Raw genomic sequence first — 18,776 nt, forward strand, 5'->3', positions numbered from 1 at the left:
TAAAAAATCGATCTGAATTCATGCTTCTAAAAGTCCCAACTACGATTGCATTGGTTTGTTCATTTAGTTGGGTAATAGTTCCCAATTATGAATACCTAGTTCCCGAGCGCTGGGTTATAGTGTCTGGCATTTTTGTTTCAATCTTTGCTGTTTATGGCTTCTCTCTAATGAATGCATCCATAAAATCAAAACAAATAAAGATGATTATTTTTGCAGTATTTTTTTCTTTTTTTATTATTTACGGATTGTTTTTTGCAATTGCTCCATATGGAACAATTGTTACGATACCGGGTTATTTCCATGATCTCACACAATTTATTATGCCAATTTCCATGTCTATGAATTCATTAGACATAAATCAAAATAAGGACCTCGTTCATGTAATCGAATGGATAAATGAAAACACAGCTGGAAATTCAATTGTTATCGGATCAATCCATTGGAGAGGATGGTTCTCTCTTTTCTTGGACCCAACTAATGACTTCAAGTACGAAGAAAGTATATTAAATATCTCTAACTTCAAAAATAATTCACTCTTTAAAACACATGGCCCAGGACTGTGCAATTCTAAAACTAGTAGTCAAGATTCGAGATGGCCACATATAATACTGGTATCAAGCAGTGAAAAAGCCTTTGAAAACGTTTCGATATTCCAGGTTTATGGATCAGGACAGTTTAAGGTTTATAACATTAGTAAAATACTTTGCAAGTATCAATAATTTTATTTAGAATTATTTCCTATTTTATTTTAAGAAGGGATTTTATCTTGTTAATCTGATTCTGTCTCAGATACTTTCTAATTTCTTCGGGATACATACTGTCGTAACCTGTTTCCTTCGGTTTATAGAAAATATAATGGTAAACCATATACAAAGCACCCATTCTTCCTATTGGTTTACCACTCAGAAAATATTTAAAAAACCTTCCAAATGCAAATATCGGGTGATAGCCTAGTGTTCTCATACTTGCACCAAATTCATAAAAGTGATGATCTTGACCTAGTTGGCGTGTATGTTCAAATCTAGCTTCTTCAAGAATTTTGTATCCCATCTTGGTTTTTAAGGCTGTAATTAAAATGACTGATTCATAACCCATTTTTTCTGGATAAAGATGATGGGCATTGTCAAAAAATGAATTTCGAACAAACCTGCCTGCCCCATGGGGTTTTTCGTATTTGTTCTCATCATAACGTCCTGAAACAATTGCTAGATTTTGATTATTGTCCATCAGCGAAATAATCTTTTTTGCATAATCCGATTCATAAATGGTATCATCCGTTGCTATCATGTGATAATCAGTTGATTTTAGATTATGTTCTCTAGAATACTCTATTGCCTTATTCCAATTTCTAACAATTCGAGTAACATCGTAACCCATATCTGGGTTTGTTATAACATATAAATTCTGGATTTTTATAGTCATCTGTTTTAGTATGTCCGGAGTCTTATCAGTTGATCCATCATCGATTGTTATTATATATTCGGGTCTTAAAGTTTGATTATGTAATGATAGAATTGCCTTTTCAATCGTCCTTTCTGAATTTCTGCACGTAACAATTACATAATAATTACCCATATATTAAAAAAAAATGGTAATGATATAAGGTTTTTGCGATATACCTGATGCTAAACTACCATTGATATCTGTAAAGACTGTCTGCCCTCCTTAATCCAATAGCCTAATCTACTATTAGGCCTGTTTGTAAGCTTCAAAGATATTATTTTCATAATTTTCCCACAATAAATTGCTACGGGCAAATTCGTATGTCTTTACCCGTTTATGGTATAAATCCTCCATATCCTCAAATAGGTATCGTAATTTGGCTTGAAGATCGGTATAGTCGGTGAACGCAATACAATTATCTTGCAATGTATCAAAAACAGGGATAAAGCCGTTAGAGGAAATAACAAACAGTCCCGCGTGAGCATATTCATAGGCCTTGTTAGGACTAATAAATACATGAGACCAGTGGGGACGAAACGGGACAATTCCGATAGAATGTTTTTGCATCTGTTTGTACATTTCTGTTCTGCTCAAAAATCCCAAATACTGAACGTTGGGTGTGGAACTTTTGTTGTTACTCCAACCTAAGATAAATAATTCCCCGATATCCATGTTACTAAATAGATCTATAAATCCTTCCAGATTCCGATGGGCTGATTTTACAGCTCCTGTGGGTTCTACACCTGCATATACTGACGATTTACAGTGATGAAATTCTGGCTTTGGGATCCAATTTACTTCATCTCGCAAGGGAAAATTCGGCACGACGTAGATTTTCTTGCCCATCTTTTTGAGATCGGCCGCTATGGTATTTGAAACTGTAATTGTGGGAGTTGAGGATACCAAATCCTCTTCTAGGTTCGTCCAGACTCTCACATATCGTGATTTAAGAAAATTTCTAAATCGATTTTTACTCGCAGCAACCTTTGACTTTATGTTAGAGATGTTCTCAGTGTTGTGATTGAAAACTCCAGATTCTAGTTGTCTTTTTAAGTAAACTGACCAATATTCATGATTATCGTAGACAACAGGGTATTTGTCGATCTCCTTGGCCATTTTAGCTGAAAAAATATTATGGGCGTGAATAATGTCGGGTTTCACTTCATCAATGATTTTTTTCATGTGTTTTTTAAGACTATACCAATAGATTGGAAACTTATTTCTCGATCTTGATGTCCATTGAATCTCAAAATGATTATCAAATATGGATCTGTGATTAGATGACACCTGTTTACCGGCAAAATAGACATCATAGCCTCTGTTTTTTGAACTTATGGCAGCCTTTTCTATTCTCCAATCCGGCAGTGAAGTGTCAGACAAATGCAATATTTTAATATGAATTCACCGTCATGTGATCGATATCGTAGCTTTTATGTATCAATGAAGTTCCTCATATATTTTTTGAACAATTCTAGTAGCGTTCGACCCCACACGATCGTTGGGTAACTCAGTTATGCGGTCAAGATTATAATCTAATACGTCTAAACCACATGCCAACGATTGAAGTGCGGTAGTGCTTAGATTATGCAATAATTTGTCGTTTACATATCTAACATCAACATAGGTCTTGTATTGTTTGAGGAATCCGGGCATTTCAGAATATTTTATTGGCTGATGTATTCTGTCAATTACTTTCAAATTATTGATCCCATTCCTCTTGCAATAGTTAACAATCCAATCCATGTTAGAAATAGCTTGAGTGTTGAAAATAAAAAAATCCTCTTTGGTTTCTATATTTTGACCTTTTGTAAAATGTTCAGTATCAATTGGGATATTTACTAGAACAGGATCGCTTACCTTCAAAAATTTTTTCAAATCTGGTGTAGAATAAAGTACTTTGTCTGCAGATTCTTCTGCTAATAGATTATTCCTTTGGCGGATTCGTGCAACCCTTTTATTCTTGAAAAGAAGTTTCGGATTAGCCATTAGATCGTTTATCGTATACTTTCGCCTGAGTCCCCGTAGATCTGTTCCATGAAAGTGCATTACAATTTTGGATTCGTGCACTAATTTCTTTCTTAGGTACAATAATACATCAGTGCGACTATGGATATGTATAATGTCTGCGTTCTTTGCTTCTTTGAGGCAAAATTCCAGATAATTTGATTCTTCAACAAATTCGACAAAGTCCCTGTAAAATTCATATATGCTATAGGGATCGTAATTCGCCCTTCTAATGACTTTAGCATTGTGCCCAAGTTTGTTTTGATATTTAGCCAAAATGCAGGCCACGCCAGATTGATCCCAGACATGAAGTATGTTCAAGTAAGACTATTATGACAATGGATGGACTCTTATGAATATTTATGGCTAATTTTTTTAATAATATTAAACCAAAAAATATTAACACTTATAAATTTCTCGTAATGACCAATCTGTTATTTGGTTTTTAAGGTATTGCATTTGTCAGATGGCCCTCTGCCGGATTGGAGAATAGAAAAGGCTGCCATAAGTTCAAAAAACAGAGGCTATGATGTCTATTTTGCAGGACTAAAACCCAAGTCTAATTATAAGAGAAATATTTTTTTACATGTCTTTAATCTAAACTGGAATCCAAAGGCGCGGTATAGGTTGCCTTACCAATGGTATATTCTAAGGAAACACATGAAAAAAATCATTGATGAAGTGAAACCCGACATTATTCACGCCCATAATATTTTTTCAGCTAAAATGGCCAAGGAGATCGACAAATATCGCTGTTGTCTACGATAATCATGAATATTGGTCAAAATTTTTGATTAGTCAATATGAAAGTAGTACCGACGTTAGTTACTATGATACCGACATGCTAGCTAAGATAAAACGCAATGTCACGACCTTGGGTAATCAAATCAAAAAAAACAAGCGAAAAATGTGGATTGATTGGGAGCTAGAAATAACAACTAAATTCCCATCTCTAGTGCCATCCTCATCAATCAAGTTGGAATTGTCTAGGATATCAAACAGAGTTTTTTTACTACCTAATTTTCCTTTAAATAACGAAATTGAAAGAATCAAACCTCCTAATAATAATAGTGAACCGTCTTCAGTCTATGCCGGAACATCGCCCTACAAAGGCTATCAGACACCAATTAAAAATATTGACGGGTTTATTGACTTGTTTGCAATGGGAAAACTGGGTAAGCTAAATGTAATTGGCTGGAATGCTTCGGATACAGAATACATTAGGTATCATGGCTTCTTGGATAGAACAGATATGATTAATCAAATGTCAAAAAATAGTATCGGTTTTATTCCGTGGAAGAAACATCCATTTCATCCTTACTGCAGTCCAAACAAAGCATTTGAATACGCTCACACGGGTTTAGTCGTATTCAGTACAAATTCTTTGCAACCTATATTCGATACGTTGTTGGATAATGTAATAGGATTTAATGATTATCCTGAGATGGTTGAAAAATTTAAGAATTTGATTTCTAATACAGAGGAACTATTTACAAAACGGGTAAAGACATACGAATTTGCCCGTAGCAATTTATTGTGGGAAAATTATGAAAATAATATCTTTGAAGCTTACAAACAGGCCTAATTTTTTTATCCTGTCTATATACATGGTAAATATTTCTAGCAATTGGGCTATGAACAACAGACATCACCCTAGATAACACATGTACATCTCTACTTTTAGCAGACCAATTATACTTCTCAAGTGAAACTTAACAATTAATAAAGATGGATAAATATCAAGTTTCATGCAACTCCTTCCTTATAGAAAAAAAATTAGAAGTATAGTTACATTGTCTAGGGAACTAAGAAGGGATCTGACGAAATCATTAATGCAAAAAGATTGGGAGTTTCCAGAAATGTTTGAAGATTATGAAAAATATCACACTAATATAAGCACAGGCAAGACCGTAAGATTTGACTTGATAAAGGATTGGATCGAGCCAAATTCCACAGTTTTGGATGTAGGCGTAGGCGATGGTCTTATGGCCGAGCTCTTAATGAAGAACAAAAGTGCCAATGTAAAGGGCATGGATATATCAAACGTAGCATGTGAGAAAGCCAAAAATAGGGGAATCTCGGTAACTGTGAAGGATATTAATCACGGAATTAGTCTTGATAAAGATGAATTTTTTGATTATATTTTATTCATCGAGGTTATAGAGCACACTCTTTATCCTCAAAAAATACTTGTTGAAGCTGTATCTCATGCTAAAAAAGGAGTGATTGTGACTATCCCCAATAGTGCTTACATTAAATGGAGAATTCAGCTAATGAGGGGATATTCACCCAGACAATCCTTTTCTCATTTACATTTTTGGTCTGTCAAAGATTTTGGTCTTTTTTGCAAGGACCTTGGAATCACTATTTTGGATTTTAATACCTTGCTTCCGCCTTGGTTAATGAGATTTAACAATTTGCTTTGTTGGCAACAATGCTGGTTCCTGGCACCCAAAGCATTCTCTGCCAAAAAAGACTGATGGATTGCTCTTGTGGTATCTCATATCAATCGGATTATCAATCAACGTAGTCAAATTCCTTTTCCTGGTCACAAGACTTCAACTCTATTCTCATTGGATCGTATGAACGTATATCTTTAGATTGCTTTTCTCCAAATTGTCGGCGGGACGAAGTCTATTACCTTTGACATGTGATATCCCTGACTTCAGGCCTTTTGTACAAATATCCTCAATTTATTATCAAGTATGAAGGTAGGTACTCCTCAAATCTTTTAGAACAATCCGTTACTACTTTATTCCCTGATCTAAATATGATAGTATCCAACCAAAACTTTAACTGTTTTTCGGCCAAGTCTTGCTGTGAATTAATGATCTTTGATGACAATGTAGACAGACTTGGTACAAGCGGACAGATGGGATATCGGAGGAAGCAACTGAATGATAATTACGGTCTACAGGGCACTGCACATCTATCTTTCGGTAGGAATTACAATTCTTGGATGTATAAGATAAGGAGATCTATAGTGTCTACTAAACTTCGACGACTAATATCAAATATGAATAATATTGAAGCCCTTGATATTGGATCTGGCAGTGGATATTATGTCGATGTCTGGAAGCAACTGGGTGCCAAGGATGTTGTGGGTTGCGATATAACCAGCATATTCATAAAAAGATTCAGGACATTATACCCAAGAGCGAATTTCATAGAATTTGATTTAAGTTCTAACTTTATTCCTCTTATCAAGCAATTTGATTATGTTACTGCATTCGATATATTATCATATATTCAAGAGGATGATAAATATGCAAAAGCTATTAGTAACATTTACAATTTGTTAAAACCTGGAGGATTGTTTATATTCTCAGAAAATTTTGTACAAAGAAAATCACATAAAAATAAATTTCAATCAATACGCTCCTTATCTGAAATTCAATTATTGCTTCAAGCGACAGGATTTGAAATCTTAGAGAGGTCTCCAATGTTTTATTTGATGAATGCTCCGGTTGATTCTGATGGGGTAATGATTCACAGGTTTTGGAACTCGATCAAAAAAATAGCAAGTAACGGGGAAACATTTGGGTCGTTAATAGGCTGTGCTTTATATCCTATAGAACTTTTGCTGATTTCCATATCAAAAGAAAGCCCATCAACAGAAATTATGGTTTGCAGAAAACACTGATGGCTGACTGACTTAAGTAGCAACATGTTTAGGATAATGGCGATTCATCAGAGCCAATAAAATCATTTTGAACAAAATCGGCAAATACTTTATTTGGTAAGCACTAGAACAACTTTGTAAATAAGATGACTCCATCATCCAAATTCCATTTTCATGCTAAATTATTTGCTACCAATACTGAACTCTGAAACAAAGGTGTCGTATTGTTTGCTTGAATCATGTCTTATTTTCTCATTGAAAAGATTACTCTAGAATCTATCAAATTCATGATTTTATATGTTTTTATCATCATTCTGGTTATTTGATTATTTGTTTTGAAATAATGTTGTTTCTATATCTTGGGGTTATCCAAAATTAAGAATATCGTTATATGATATCCATCAAATATTTAGCCACACAAAATTGATGGATAATGCTAAATTAGAGAAAAAATCATTACAAGGTTGTGTCAAAATACTTGAAAATTAATCAACGATTTATCCGCAGAAGATGGCTAGATTTTAGAAATGGTCATAGCATTTATTTGATATTCTTACTGACTTTTACTAATTTTATACTTATCACTTATAATTTTGCCATAAAACAGATACCCATTATAGGAGATACTATATCTTTGCCATTGTTTATTGTTCTATTTGCACTTTTTTACATCCCTGTATCTATGCTAATTGGTTACTGGCATAGAAAGCATCAATATTCAGTAGAAAACGAAGCGTTAATTAATCAGAATTGGGTTTGGGCTTGGATAATGCAATATCAAGTGCGATTGATAAAAGGTAAAACTACTAAGAAGGAGGACGAATTTGTCATGAATTATTTGAATGATATTTTGAAGAGGACCAATAAAACTGAACTAATGGCCCATGATGAAGACTCTACATCTAATTCTAAAGGGGAAGAGAAGTTTGATAAATAATCGATGTACCTACTAAACAGAATTAAAGGGCATTTACCAATCTTCTCATTTTGTCAAAATTTATCTCAAACCCAAATCGCTTCTCCTCCTTTTTCATATTCTTGTACATGCTCAAAAGCAAATTGAAATGCTTAACTGTACTCAACTTTCCATCCATCTTTAGTCTTACAATTCTATAAACATCATAATAGTATTGGAATTTCTTTAGGATTTTTTCGCGGTACTCGATTTGATCAAATTTCTTATTGGCTTTTTTAGACCGATCTAATACGTCCAAGAATATTTCACAGCTTAAAAGTGATGGAATAATGCCTTCTCCTAGCATGGGAAAAACCGTTCCAATTGACTCCCCTACACCAATTATGTTGTTATCACAAAAAGGTTCCATCAATTTAGGTGGTGAAAGTCTTATGGGTCGTCCAATTTTTCTTATTATTTTTGCTTGAGGATGTTCTTCAAAGAATTCTTTTATTCCTATATATTTTCTATCTATGTCCCCTGCACCCATGAATCCCGTGCCATTACTGAGTGGAAAGTACCAAAAGTATCCTCTAGCTCCCTTATAGCCCATCACATGAAATTCATCAATGTCATCTATGTTTTCAAGCAAGTATTCATAAGCTGGTATCACAAAGTCTTCTTCAGGTCTTGGCAAAAATCTTCTATGAAATCCGGTACAATCTAGAATGTAGTCGTATTTTTCATTGGGGAATCTCTTTCTATCACAATTAATTCCGTATTCTACATTTACTTTCGACAAGAGATCAATTTCCCATTGTTTCTTATTGTAAGTAACTAAGCCATCCAAATCGAGAAATTCTGTTTTTTGATTTGGAAGGCTCATTTTCAATTTTTTTCCAACATGAAAAATATAATTGTTGAAATCAAGGCCTGCGTTATTGGAAAAGTATTCTAACATGTGTCTTGATGCTCCCCAGGCACATACCGGCCAATGTGATTCCTTCTTATTTGCTTCAAAGAGAGTAACTTCGTAGCCACGTTTGTCTAACATATTACTAAGATAACTACCAGCAACGCCAGCTCCAATTACTGCTATCCTCAAATTAATTTGGATACCTCTTGTAATAATATTAATATTTGTATGGTTAGCAGAGAGATTTACCTTCTACAGATTGATTATACATAATGATTTGTTACAAAAAAAGTTCTAATCAATCTACTTACTAATTATTTATATCTGATAGAGATTAATCTTGAATTAAGTAAAAACAATAGTTTCCCATATATATTATACAATGAAATCTTTGTTTGAATGAATAACAAAATATATCTCATGGCGGCATTAATTGCATTTGCATCTGTTGGTGCTTTGTTAATACAACCAACTGTAGCATCAGCACAAAGCAGCATGATAGACAATATTTTGAACAGTGCACTCCCCTCTTCTAATTCTAATGATAATAATCAACCATCACAAGCAAGTGACAGCAGCGGCAGCAGCGACAGCGCAAGCACAGCAGCTCCAATAAGCACTAGCTTATCTTGTGGTCAAGTTATTAAACAAAGTGTAAAATTGACTGCCAACCTTGATTGTAAGACTGATGGTATCATTGTAGGTGCAGACGGTATCACAATTGATTTGAATGGATTTACGCTAAGCGGCCCAGGAGAGAAGAGCTCAAAGGTTGGAATCATGTTTGCAGATAATGATGAAGTAACTGTTCAAGGCCCAGGAACGATCAAAAGCTTCCAAGCAGGTGCATTATTCTCTGGCGGAGAAGACAACAAAATCTCAAGAGTTACATTCACTGAAAATGAAATTGCAGTCTTTGAAACAGGATCTAAGAATGTAGTAATTGAAGATAACCTTATGTTTGGAAACAGCATCGGTGTAGCAGCACACTCCTCCTCTGGTTCAAAGTTGACAACCAACCTATTCAAATCAAATGACTTAGCAGGCGTAACTCTAGTAAACTCTGCAGCAAATGAACTCTCCATGAATACAATCCAGGGATCTGTAAATGGTATCTTCCTTGATGGCCAAAGCACAGAGAACAACGTCAATTCAAACAACGTATTGCAGAACCGCGGTGTAGATTTGAATAATGGTAACGGTCTACCAACCAACATAAACAACAACGTCTTTTCAGACAACAACTGTAACACATCTGTCCCAGACGGTTTGTGTCTAGGTAGATAACAACAACCTCCTTTTTTTATTCTTATTAAAAATTTTACTTTAATTTATTAAAATCTTTTTAAAAACCTTCAGTAATATATTTATCTTATTAATCGGTATCAAACCTGTTATGAACTTAGCCCTTTCCATTGGCAGATTAGGTTATATTTTGATCTCTTTTATTATTTTATTAGCCCTAATTCCAGCGGTTCTAAATTACCAATTCAACAATGATGGATTAGTTACTGGACAGGAATCAAATTCTTCTGTTGTTAGTGACGCTGAGATATTGGCTAGCATAAACCAAACCTATCTTTCTTTAATCCCCTTAATGATACAAGAAGTTGAAAATACCAATGCTAGTGATATTCCAATTAGACAAATAATTGAAGCAACGCCTTCTAATGTCACCGCTCTCCAAGATATTGTAAAGAATAGTTCGAACAAATCTGCTCCAAGCGAATTAAACTCTACCTTCTCAAATGAGCCTTCTTCTTCTTCCATCAATAGCAGTAATATCCCATCCAAGCCTCAGGATCTTATCCCTGTTGTTGTCAATATGACTCAAAATACCAATGCTAGTGATATTCCGATTCAAAATGTAATTGATACTGTTCCTTCTAATGTCACCGCTCTACAAGATATTGTAAAGAATAGTTCGAACAAATCTGCTCCAAGCGAATTAAACTCTACCTTCTCAAATGAGCCTTCTTCTTCTTCCATCAATAGCAGTAATATCCCATCCAAGCCTCAGGATCTTATCCCTGTTGTTGTCAATATGACTCAAAATACCAATGCTAGTGACTTAGGAATTATGCGTATAATAAACTCCACACCAAATCTTGATACCATAAACCTGACTGCATCAGATTAACCGAATTACTTAGCAGTTGTCACAAAGTCAATATTCTTTTACTAATAATCCTTGCTTTCACTTCTTGATAAATCAGTATAAGCATCCATTATTCTGTATCTTATGTATTTATCATCGAGCGAAAATTTTGGAGGATGTGGATCATTGGTTTCTGAATTACAGTTCTGACATTTATCCCTTAATGTATATCTTAAGCAACTTTTACAAATTCTAATCCGATGTTTCATCTTGACAACCAGGTTAAATATTTGTGTGTGTTTTTTTGGATTCTTCCCTCGAAAACTTGAAAGTGCCTGAATTCTTTTCGATATTGACCTTTATCTTTTCAATTGCTTGATTAAGAGATTTTTCAGCTATCTTAAAATTTTCTGCCGTCACTGTCATTCTATATTTTGGGGCACCAACATACGTAATGTCTATTTTGGAGTTATTTTTGGATCCTTCAACAGAAGATAGGATATTCTTAATTATCTCAATGCCGTCTCCTTTTCTTACGGTAATCTCCATCAGTGCTCTTACTTCTATATGTGGGATCTGAATCTTCTTGCTTTCTAACTCAATTGCCTCAACTACTTCCGGTTTCAGATCTAAACTGGCCAGTACTTCGGTTCCCTTGATTCCCACTGCTTCAAATGCGTCATAAATGAAGTCATATTTTTCGCTAATCTTTTCTTCCAATTCTCTCATTTGATTCTGGTCGTAACCAAGTTTTGTTTTTATAATGTCCATGAAATTGGCTCCTTTTTCATCCTTCTTTACCTCAATGACTTTTGATTTTTTCTCCTCCCCTGTTACTTGCTTTAGTGATAAGTCTACCTCTGATCTACTAGGATTTACTCGAATTACCTTAAGCACGGTTTTTTGTTTGGGTTTCACATATCGTTCGATATTTCTAATCCAACCTGTTGCTATTTCGGATATATGTAAGAATGCCGTAAGATTATCATATTCGTCAAGTGTCACATAAGCACCGTGACCTGTAACTTCCTTGACAGTTACTATAACAATTTCTCCCAATTCGGGGAGTTTTTTGGTTTCTGAAATACTCACTATATTTTAACAATTTTGTTAGATTAATTAATTTTGCTTTTTGCTATTTCAAAAATCAATTCCTTTTCTTGCCCTAATGCCTTTTTTATATGGATGTTTGACCTCTCTCATTTCCGTGACTAGATCTGAAATATTTAGGACCTGATCAGTCAAGTGGTTCCCCGTTAAGATTATATTCACTCCTGGAGGCTTGGATTGAAGCACCGAAATAAGTTCGTGTTCTTCTATCAATTTTAATTTTAGCGCATAATTGATTTCATCTAGTATTACAGTATCATAACGCAATGAATTTATTTTTTCTTTTGCTAAACCCAAAGCAGCTTTAGCAGAATCTATATGCTCCTGAATGTCATGATCATCGTCTAGTATTCCTATGAATCCTTTTCCTGCTATAATCAATTCAAAATGGGGCTTTAGCCTATTTGAACTATATATTTCCCCATAATCCCATTCTCCTTTGATAAATTGGATCATACATATCTTCTGGTCATATCCTACTGCGCGAAGTGCTATCCCTAGAGCCGCCGTAGTCTTACCTTTGCCATTCCCATAATATGTTATTATTAACCCCCTGTCCATTTGATTATTCTATTATTAATGAAGCAATATTTTCTTGTTGTTTTATGATTATTCTTATCACAATATTATCAAAATAATGCACGATCGAATACTAGACAATTCCTTTCACTATCGGATCAGCCATTTCCTTGATTCTTGTACAATTTTTCTTTTACAACAAGAATTAATGGTCTCGTTTTGGCGATACCAAATACTCTAAATAATCTTGGTTTTGTTTATGGTTCACATTTTGAGATGAATCTTCATACTATGGCCGAGTTATTGAAATCGCTCCTAAATTGAGGTTAATGTAGATTAGACTATTTAGGTAAGTGATCATAAATATTTAATTAAGCCATGGTGCAATTCACACTTAAAGAAGTCAAATTTATTAAAGAAAATGAATGTTGTAGACTCAGCACATCAATCGCGGATCAATCTCACGTGGTACCTGTTTCATATTTATTCCATGATAATCATTTTTATTTCGCTACGGACTATAAAACAAAAAAATTTTCCAATATTAAAAAGAATCCCAAAGTTGGGCTTGTCATCGATGTCTATAAAGGTAATGGGAATAAAGGATTAACTCTGCAGGGAAGTTGCAGGATACTTGAACATGGTCAGACATTTAAAGAAGTTTATTTGCTCTTATTTCAAAAATTTGATTGGGTAAAAAACGATCCTTGGAAAGAGTATGAGGCTCCAATTATCGAGGTAACTGCAAAATCAAAGAGCTCTTGGGGGATCAATTAAGTTGTCCTTTAGATTTCGAATGGGAGAATTGGCAGGTTTTGTTTGTAAATACATGTATCCCATACCTACTACATCAATAAGTGGATCTGGAACATCGATAGCTGTATGTACGTTATCTAGTGTGGGTTTGCTAAAAAGGATTTCAAGGGACAAGATTATGGAGAAGATCTTAATTGCTGGACGTTTGTTTTCTGAAAATAAAGGAATTGATTCTCTAGTAACTTTTTGTGTACAATCACCAGCTTTAAGATACTTGCTTATCTGTGGTAGGGATACCAAAGGACACTACCCGGGCGATGCGCTGGTAAATCTGATAACCTACGGGATTGACACAGAAAACAAGATTATAAATACAAAATCTCCTCATCCATACCTTACATGCGACCCTCTCTCAATTCAAAAATTTAGGGATAAAATACAATTAATAGATATGAGGGAATGTCTTGATCTGAATGAAATCAGAAGTAGGATAAATAATTTTACTTGATCTTCTTACTATAAAGAATTTGCTCTGCTTCTGCTTCTGTGTTACTCTTATTCTTTATCGCAACCGAGCCGTTACTACCGTTTTTCTCTCTACTTTGAATATACTCTCTATAATCTTCATCTATTTCCATGGCTGCTTGTAGAATCTTGCTTTTTATCGTATTAGATGAATTGATAAACATCTTTGTATCTTTGGGTAGACAATGACCTCCTATTCCATCTCTTGGTTCTAGTATTTCGACATTCCATTTGGTATTAAGTGATTCTCGTAGTTCTGAGAAACTAATGCCATTTGCTTTACTGTAGAGGTATAGTTCTTCTGCAAATGCTATCTGAAGATATCTGTGTGCATTTTCAACAATCTTTGTTAGTTCGGCTACCTCAACTGAAGAGACTGGATGCATTGGTATACCTAGGCTTTTTATTCTATTTACAAATTTGGCTGAAGGTCGAGATCTTGCTATAGATGATGTTCCTTTAGGACTACTAATACTACCAGAACTTGGAGATAATGATGATGGAGATGTAACGGTAGTAGAAGCAGCACCGAAACTGGTATTGTTATTGTTATTGTTAACAAACTCTCCGGCTGATGTAGAAGAGCTTGTTGAAGTAGGTATAACTTCACGTCCATCATAAAAGTTCAGTCCATGTTGCAGACAACAATTGCTTACACCACCAACAATACGTAGTTGATTAACACCGTGAATTTCTTCTTCTAATGCATACCATCTGTGAGGTGCATGTACCACATGGAGCCTGTGATCTAGTTTCTCAAAGACTCTCTTTGAAGTACCTTTTGGTATTGTACTTTCAATAGATATTAGTGCACCACTCTTTGCCTCTCTTGATATCTTTTCTACCACAGACATTAGACTATCTACTTGTGGTGAAAACATATCATCTGGTCGATGTGTTGATACACATATTATTAGTACGTCAAAGTCACCAAAGTTTGTAGCTTGTTTAATTCCGTAGCTGGCTTCAGCTGACTGCATGGCTTTTTGATTGATATCATAACCAAACGTATCAAACCCATGCTCTTTAACATATTTTGCAACTGGAAGACCAAGTTGGCCAAGGCCGATAACAACTACTTTATTGTAGTTTTTTTCATAATTATAATTATACATTCTCTTAGTTACTTCTTAGAAATACCTGAGTAGAATAAATAATGATTTCTTATGATTCTTTTATTCTATAAATCTATTACTTTTTACTAGAATAATTTCTAGTATGCTTTAAATCTTATTGTGCAAATTTGTGATCAGGCCAGGTTTGCAATTCTAGAGTATCTAGTTTTTTCGGGTAGATAAAGTTACAGTTTATTCCATTATTGGTTTTTTTTAACATACTTTTCACATGGACATATCTTACCAAGTCATTGTAAAATAACTCGTAAGAGATTGGTTCGCTACCCAGAGACTCAAATCTGTTTATTACTGTGTTTGTAAAAATGATGTTTATCCTTTTGAACAATGCCATAATCGCCATATCCCTAACAAACTTTCTAACTTCAAATCTCATTTTTGATCTAAGGCTATGAAGACATAAAAGTATCATATCATCTATAACTACACAATCTATATCCATCAACCTAATCCTTCGCAAAACGCTAAGTATGATATCAGGCTCGTATATTCTAACGTATGTTATACTTCTTAAATATTGATTTATCATTCCTTGACTATGCACGTGAGTTGATTTTTCCAAATAATCGTGTATTATTTCTGGTTTGAACCCTCCAGAGCTATCAACGTATAAAGTTTTTTTGTTCAGTAATGTATTTTTTGCACAAATCATATGTAATAGGGAGGTCTTTCCCGATCCTTTTTCTCCAGCAAATTCAATCAGACTTCCAGCTTCATTGAAACTTTCAAGCAAATTACTTAACTTGTCTAGATGTGTGGTTATGTTCAAAATTTTGAGACTCGTAAATAAAAATCTTGGTAAAATAAATGTGGCCAGAGGAAGCTTTTTATTGTAGCCTAGGGTCCTTTCACACTTGATTAACAATATGGCATCAACACCTTCCCAACAACCTACCAAAAGACCACTAAATGTACTACAGCGTTCTTTAAATAGAAAAGTTGCTGTAAGGCTGAAAAGCGAAATTGAGTACAGAGGTAAAATGTCAAATGTCGATTCTTATATGAATCTAATACTAGTTGATGCAGAGGAGTTTGATGGTTCTGATCTGTTGGCAAATTATGGCAAGGTAGTTATCAGAGGAAATAATGTTCTATTCATTAAGTTAGAAAAAGAATTCTAAAAGTTAGAGATAGAGGATAATCAATAAAGGGTAACAATGCAATCGAGAAAGTTTATTTTTACATCCGAGAGTGTGACAGAGGGTCACCCTGACAAGATTTGTGATAGGATATCTGATTCCATTCTTGATGAATTTCTAAGATACGATCCAGAGGCAAGAGTCGCAGTAGAAGCAATGACCACCACCGGTGTGGTGATAGTGGCAGGAGAGGTAACGTCGAGAAATAAGTTAGATATCCAAGAAATCGTAAGAAACGAAATAAATGATATTGGTTACAATAAACCAGAATACGGTTTTGATGGAAACACCTGCTCAGTTTTGGTTTCACTTCATGAACAAAGTCCAGATATATCTATAGGAGTTACATCTAATCACGAAAGAGAACAAGGGGCAGGAGATCAAGGATTGATGTTTGGGTTTGCTATAAATGAAACCCCTGAATTAATGCCTTTGCCAATTACTTTAGCTCATAACCTTTCATTACGCTTATCTGAAGTAAGAAAGAAGAAAGAACTGGACTGGGTTAGACCCGATGGAAAATCCCAAGTGTCGGTGATTTATGAGGACAATCGACCCAAATCTATAGATACCATTGTTTTATCTACGCAACACTCTCCAGACATATACCAGGATCAGTTGACAGAAGAAATTGTAAAGCATGTAATAAGACCTGTATGTACCGATTGGATAACACCGGATACAAAGATATTTGTTAATCCTACTGGCCGATTTGTTATAGGCGGACCTCCTGGTGATACGGGTTTAACTGGTAGGAAAATTATAGCAGATACCTACGGAGGTATGGGCAGACATGGTGGGGGTGCCTTTTCAGGAAAAGATCCAACTAAAGTCGATAGGTCTGCGTGCTATATGGCTAGATATATCTCAAAAAATATTGTTGCATCCGAACTGGCCACCAAATGTGAGGTTCAAATAGCGTATGCAATCGGAGTAGCAAAACCGGTTTCTATTATGGTGGATACATTCAAGACATCTAAAGTGGATGAGGAAAAAATCGAAGCAAAAGTTAAAGAGGTTTTCGATACTAGCCCGGCGGGAATAGTTAGAACCTTAGACCTAAAAAGACCTATATACAAGAAAACATCCGCATACGGTCATTTCGGAAGACGTGACCCTGACTTTAACTGGGAGCGAACGGATAAGTCTGAAGTCTTAAGAGGTTTGGATTCATCATAATTTAATTAAAAGGGACCTTTTTCTAAATTTTAGGTAATTATGGCAAGTGTAAATACTCTTGATCGATTCTGATGATACTTTTATTAATGATTTATCAATAGCTGAAAAAGAACAAGATCTTCCAAAAGAAGTTAAGGAAAAAAGGAAAAAAGGTCAATTACGCACTGGTCTTACAACCGGTACATCAGCGGCGGCTGCTACCAAAGCTGCTTTACAAACATTACTTGGAAAGGAAATCTATGAAGAAATTCAAATAACCCTTCCAAAGGGTAAGATAGTAGAACTGCCAATTGCATGGACGAGAGTAGATGACTCGCGTGTCACCTGTTCGGTGATCAAAGATGGCGGGGATGATCCAGACGTAACTCATGGAGCTGAAATTTTGTCCACAGTGGAGTTTACGTCCGAAGCCGGAAGTGTACAAGTGAAAGGTGGTATAGGGGTGGGAAAAGTAACTAAACCAGGTTTAGGATTGCCTATTGGTAGTCATGCCATAAATCCTGTGCCCTTAAAAATGATAAAAGATTCCGTGGATGAAGTTTTAAGCAAGAACATCGATTCAACAAAATCATTTGGAATTGCTATAACTATTACCGTTCCTAAGGGCGCCGAGATAGCTATAAAAACTGACAATCCTCGATTGGGAATTATAGGGGGTATTTCCATTCTAGGAACTACCGGAATTGTATTACCTTATTCTACTGCTTCTTTTGCAGCAGCCATTAGACAGGGATTGGATGTCGGAATTGCTCAAGGAGCAGATACTTTTATTCTTACAACTGGGGGAAGAAGTGAAGATTTTATGAAACATCTATTTCAAGAAAGATATCCTGAACATTGCTATATTCAAATGGGCGACTTCGCTGGCTTTAGTGTGAAACAGTGTCATGATAAAGGTGTTAAGCGGATCTTCATTGGCGGATTTATTGGGAAGCTTACAAAAATTGCAATGGGCGTAAAACAAACCCATGTAAGAGGTTCCCATGTGAGCATGGATTTCATGGCAAGATTAGCCGAGGAATCGGGTGCAAATAAAGAACTTGTTGACTCAATAGTAAATGCAAATACTGCCAGACATGTTTCTGAAATAATTGATTCAAATTCCATTGTAGGTTTTTATGACCTAATTTGCAGAGAGGCTGTTAAACAACTTAAAAATTATTCTGGCAACCAACTATTGATTGAAGTATTATTATTCGACTTTAACGGAAACGTGGTAGGCAGATATCCAAAATAGCGTTCATGTCTATTTTGAAAATGAAATAAAATTGAGGTTTGCTTGGTTTTTGAGTAAAGAAATACTGGTGGAGGTGGATTTTCGATATTGTCGCTAATGGTACACATTCATAGTTAGATTGGCTTGTGACAAACTTGATTTATCAAGCCGGCTGAGAGTTTATTTGGCAAATTAGAAATATATTATAATGTTAGTACTAA

The 18,776-nt window shown here is 35.0% G+C and carries 22 protein-coding genes; 13 read left to right on the plus strand and 9 right to left on the minus strand.

Annotation, left to right across the window (positions count from 1 at the left end):
- The first annotated feature begins 20 nt into the window (after positions 1-20).
- Positions 21-719, plus strand: a complete 699-nt coding sequence (locus ACMT7R_RS10520) for a hypothetical protein (RefSeq protein WP_415311799.1) — start codon at positions 21-23, stop codon at positions 717-719.
- A gap of 19 nt (positions 720-738) precedes the next feature.
- On the opposite strand, the gene ACMT7R_RS10525 is transcribed toward ACMT7R_RS10520, so the two are convergent.
- The 3 genes from ACMT7R_RS10525 to ACMT7R_RS10535 all read right to left on the minus strand — a co-directional run bounded on the left by ACMT7R_RS10525 (position 739) and on the right by ACMT7R_RS10535 (position 3,723).
- Positions 739-1,575, minus strand: coding sequence for a glycosyltransferase family A protein (locus ACMT7R_RS10525; RefSeq protein WP_415311800.1), 837 nt, complete (start codon positions 1,573-1,575; stop codon positions 739-741).
- Positions 1,576-1,689: 114 nt separating this feature from the next.
- Entirely contained in the window at positions 1,690-2,823 is a 1,134-nt protein-coding gene (locus ACMT7R_RS10530; protein ID WP_415311801.1) for a glycosyltransferase, read from the minus strand.
- 57 nt (positions 2,824-2,880) lie between these two features.
- Positions 2,881-3,723, minus strand: a complete 843-nt coding sequence (locus tag ACMT7R_RS10535; RefSeq protein WP_415311802.1) for a hypothetical protein — start codon at positions 3,721-3,723, stop codon at positions 2,881-2,883.
- Between the two features lie 183 nt (positions 3,724-3,906).
- Between ACMT7R_RS10535 and ACMT7R_RS10540 the strand changes: the two genes are divergently transcribed.
- From ACMT7R_RS10540 to ACMT7R_RS10560, 5 genes are all read left to right on the plus strand, one after another.
- Positions 3,907-4,215, plus strand: a complete 309-nt coding sequence (locus ACMT7R_RS10540; RefSeq protein ID WP_415311803.1) for a glycosyltransferase — start codon at positions 3,907-3,909, stop codon at positions 4,213-4,215.
- Positions 4,216-4,237: 22 nt separating this feature from the next.
- Complete coding sequence (locus tag ACMT7R_RS10545; RefSeq protein WP_415311804.1) at positions 4,238-5,032, plus strand: hypothetical protein; 795 nt, start codon at positions 4,238-4,240, stop codon at positions 5,030-5,032.
- A 163-nt stretch (positions 5,033-5,195) separates the two neighbouring features.
- On the plus strand, positions 5,196-5,927 hold the full coding sequence (locus ACMT7R_RS10550; RefSeq protein WP_415311805.1) for a methionine biosynthesis protein MetW: 732 nt from the start codon (positions 5,196-5,198) through the stop codon (positions 5,925-5,927).
- A gap of 347 nt (positions 5,928-6,274) precedes the next feature.
- Complete coding sequence (locus tag ACMT7R_RS10555; protein WP_415311806.1) at positions 6,275-7,090, plus strand: class I SAM-dependent methyltransferase; 816 nt, start codon at positions 6,275-6,277, stop codon at positions 7,088-7,090.
- Between the two features lie 613 nt (positions 7,091-7,703).
- Positions 7,704-8,006, plus strand: coding sequence for a hypothetical protein (locus tag ACMT7R_RS10560; protein WP_415311807.1), 303 nt, complete (start codon positions 7,704-7,706; stop codon positions 8,004-8,006).
- A 22-nt stretch (positions 8,007-8,028) separates the two neighbouring features.
- Here ACMT7R_RS10560 and ACMT7R_RS10565 read toward each other — a convergent pair whose 3' ends face one another.
- Positions 8,029-9,069 carry an NAD(P)/FAD-dependent oxidoreductase gene (locus ACMT7R_RS10565; RefSeq protein ID WP_415311808.1) on the minus strand — a complete coding sequence of 347 codons (1,041 nt, stop codon included), beginning with the start codon at positions 9,067-9,069 and terminating at the stop codon, positions 8,029-8,031.
- Positions 9,070-9,279: 210 nt separating this feature from the next.
- Here ACMT7R_RS10565 and ACMT7R_RS10570 point away from each other — a divergent pair, with 210 nt between their 5' ends.
- Positions 9,280-10,167: a right-handed parallel beta-helix repeat-containing protein gene (locus tag ACMT7R_RS10570; RefSeq protein WP_415311810.1), complete on the plus strand. Its 888-nt coding sequence runs from the start codon at positions 9,280-9,282 to the stop codon at positions 10,165-10,167.
- Between the two features lie 109 nt (positions 10,168-10,276).
- On the plus strand, positions 10,277-11,020 hold the full coding sequence (locus tag ACMT7R_RS10575) for a hypothetical protein (protein WP_415311812.1): 744 nt from the start codon (positions 10,277-10,279) through the stop codon (positions 11,018-11,020).
- A 41-nt stretch (positions 11,021-11,061) separates the two neighbouring features.
- On the opposite strand, the gene ACMT7R_RS10580 is transcribed toward ACMT7R_RS10575, so the two are convergent.
- Genes ACMT7R_RS10580 through ACMT7R_RS10590 form a run of 3 tightly spaced genes read right to left on the minus strand, consistent with a single transcriptional unit; the run spans position 11,062 to position 12,649 of the window.
- Entirely contained in the window at positions 11,062-11,247 is a 186-nt protein-coding gene (locus ACMT7R_RS10580; protein ID WP_415311813.1) for an RNA-protein complex protein Nop10, read from the minus strand.
- 13 nt (positions 11,248-11,260) lie between these two features.
- The gene (locus ACMT7R_RS10585; RefSeq protein ID WP_415311814.1) at positions 11,261-12,070 is read right to left on the minus strand and encodes a translation initiation factor IF-2 subunit alpha; all 810 of its coding nucleotides are present in this window, start codon (positions 12,068-12,070) and stop codon (positions 11,261-11,263) included.
- A 48-nt stretch (positions 12,071-12,118) separates the two neighbouring features.
- A complete protein-coding gene (locus ACMT7R_RS10590) occupies positions 12,119-12,649 on the minus strand; it encodes a cob(I)yrinic acid a,c-diamide adenosyltransferase (protein ID WP_415311815.1) in 531 nt (176 codons plus the stop codon).
- Positions 12,650-12,985: 336 nt separating this feature from the next.
- On the opposite strand from ACMT7R_RS10590, the gene ACMT7R_RS10595 reads away from it, so the two are divergent.
- Together ACMT7R_RS10595 and ACMT7R_RS10600 are read left to right on the plus strand one after the other, a co-directional pair.
- Entirely contained in the window at positions 12,986-13,384 is a 399-nt protein-coding gene (locus ACMT7R_RS10595) for a pyridoxamine 5'-phosphate oxidase family protein (RefSeq protein WP_415311816.1), read from the plus strand.
- A gap of 1 nt (position 13,385) precedes the next feature.
- Positions 13,386-13,871, plus strand: coding sequence for a tetrahydromethanopterin S-methyltransferase subunit A (locus ACMT7R_RS10600; RefSeq protein ID WP_415311817.1), 486 nt, complete (start codon positions 13,386-13,388; stop codon positions 13,869-13,871).
- Here ACMT7R_RS10600 and ACMT7R_RS10605 read toward each other — a convergent pair.
- Both ACMT7R_RS10605 and ACMT7R_RS10610 read right to left on the minus strand, forming a co-directional pair.
- Entirely contained in the window at positions 13,864-15,003 is a 1,140-nt protein-coding gene (locus ACMT7R_RS10605; protein WP_415311818.1) for an NAD(P)-binding domain-containing protein, read from the minus strand. The two genes, ACMT7R_RS10600 and ACMT7R_RS10605, sit on opposite strands and share 8 nt — an antisense overlap.
- A gap of 115 nt (positions 15,004-15,118) precedes the next feature.
- Positions 15,119-15,886 carry a hypothetical protein gene (locus tag ACMT7R_RS10610; RefSeq protein ID WP_415311819.1) on the minus strand — a complete coding sequence of 256 codons (768 nt, stop codon included), beginning with the start codon at positions 15,884-15,886 and terminating at the stop codon, positions 15,119-15,121.
- Between ACMT7R_RS10610 and ACMT7R_RS10615 the strand changes: the two genes are divergently transcribed.
- From ACMT7R_RS10615 to ACMT7R_RS10625, 3 genes are read left to right on the plus strand one after another with little or no spacing between them, the layout of a single operon-like run.
- A complete protein-coding gene (locus ACMT7R_RS10615; RefSeq protein ID WP_415311820.1) occupies positions 15,876-16,142 on the plus strand; it encodes an LSM domain-containing protein in 267 nt (88 codons plus the stop codon). The genes ACMT7R_RS10610 and ACMT7R_RS10615 overlap by 11 nt on opposite strands.
- Positions 16,143-16,178: 36 nt before the next feature.
- A complete protein-coding gene (gene metK, locus ACMT7R_RS10620; protein ID WP_415311821.1) occupies positions 16,179-17,339 on the plus strand; it encodes a methionine adenosyltransferase in 1,161 nt (386 codons plus the stop codon).
- 58 nt (positions 17,340-17,397) lie between these two features.
- A complete protein-coding gene (locus tag ACMT7R_RS10625; RefSeq protein ID WP_415311822.1) occupies positions 17,398-18,576 on the plus strand; it encodes a cobalt-precorrin-5B (C(1))-methyltransferase in 1,179 nt (392 codons plus the stop codon).
- The last annotated feature ends 200 nt before the right edge of the window (positions 18,577-18,776 follow it).

Source organism: Candidatus Nitrosocosmicus sp. FF01 (genome assembly GCF_047711275.1).
Taxonomy (GTDB): Archaea; Thermoproteota; Nitrososphaeria; order Nitrososphaerales; family Nitrososphaeraceae; genus Nitrosocosmicus.

Bases quoted from the DNA above. Each gene is read 5' to 3' on its own strand.
- ACMT7R_RS10570 (WP_415311810.1), top strand. From the start codon at position 9,280: ATGAATAACAAAATATATCTCATGGCGGCATTAATTGCATTTGCATCT.
- ACMT7R_RS10605 (WP_415311818.1), bottom strand. From the start codon at position 15,003: ATGTATAATTATAATTATGAAAAAAACTACAATAAAGTAGTTGTTATC.
- ACMT7R_RS10525 (WP_415311800.1), bottom strand. From the start codon at position 1,575: ATGGGTAATTATTATGTAATTGTTACGTGCAGAAATTCAGAAAGGACG.
- ACMT7R_RS10590 (WP_415311815.1), bottom strand. From the start codon at position 12,649: ATGGACAGGGGGTTAATAATAACATATTATGGGAATGGCAAAGGTAAG.
- metK (WP_415311821.1), top strand. From the start codon at position 16,179: ATGCAATCGAGAAAGTTTATTTTTACATCCGAGAGTGTGACAGAGGGT.
- ACMT7R_RS10555 (WP_415311806.1), top strand. From the start codon at position 6,275: ATGATCTTTGATGACAATGTAGACAGACTTGGTACAAGCGGACAGATG.
- ACMT7R_RS10520 (WP_415311799.1), top strand. From the start codon at position 21: ATGCTTCTAAAAGTCCCAACTACGATTGCATTGGTTTGTTCATTTAGT.
- ACMT7R_RS10575 (WP_415311812.1), top strand. From the start codon at position 10,277: ATGAACTTAGCCCTTTCCATTGGCAGATTAGGTTATATTTTGATCTCT.
- ACMT7R_RS10595 (WP_415311816.1), top strand. From the start codon at position 12,986: ATGGTGCAATTCACACTTAAAGAAGTCAAATTTATTAAAGAAAATGAA.
- ACMT7R_RS10580 (WP_415311813.1), bottom strand. From the start codon at position 11,247: ATGAAACATCGGATTAGAATTTGTAAAAGTTGCTTAAGATATACATTA.
- ACMT7R_RS10550 (WP_415311805.1), top strand. From the start codon at position 5,196: ATGCAACTCCTTCCTTATAGAAAAAAAATTAGAAGTATAGTTACATTG.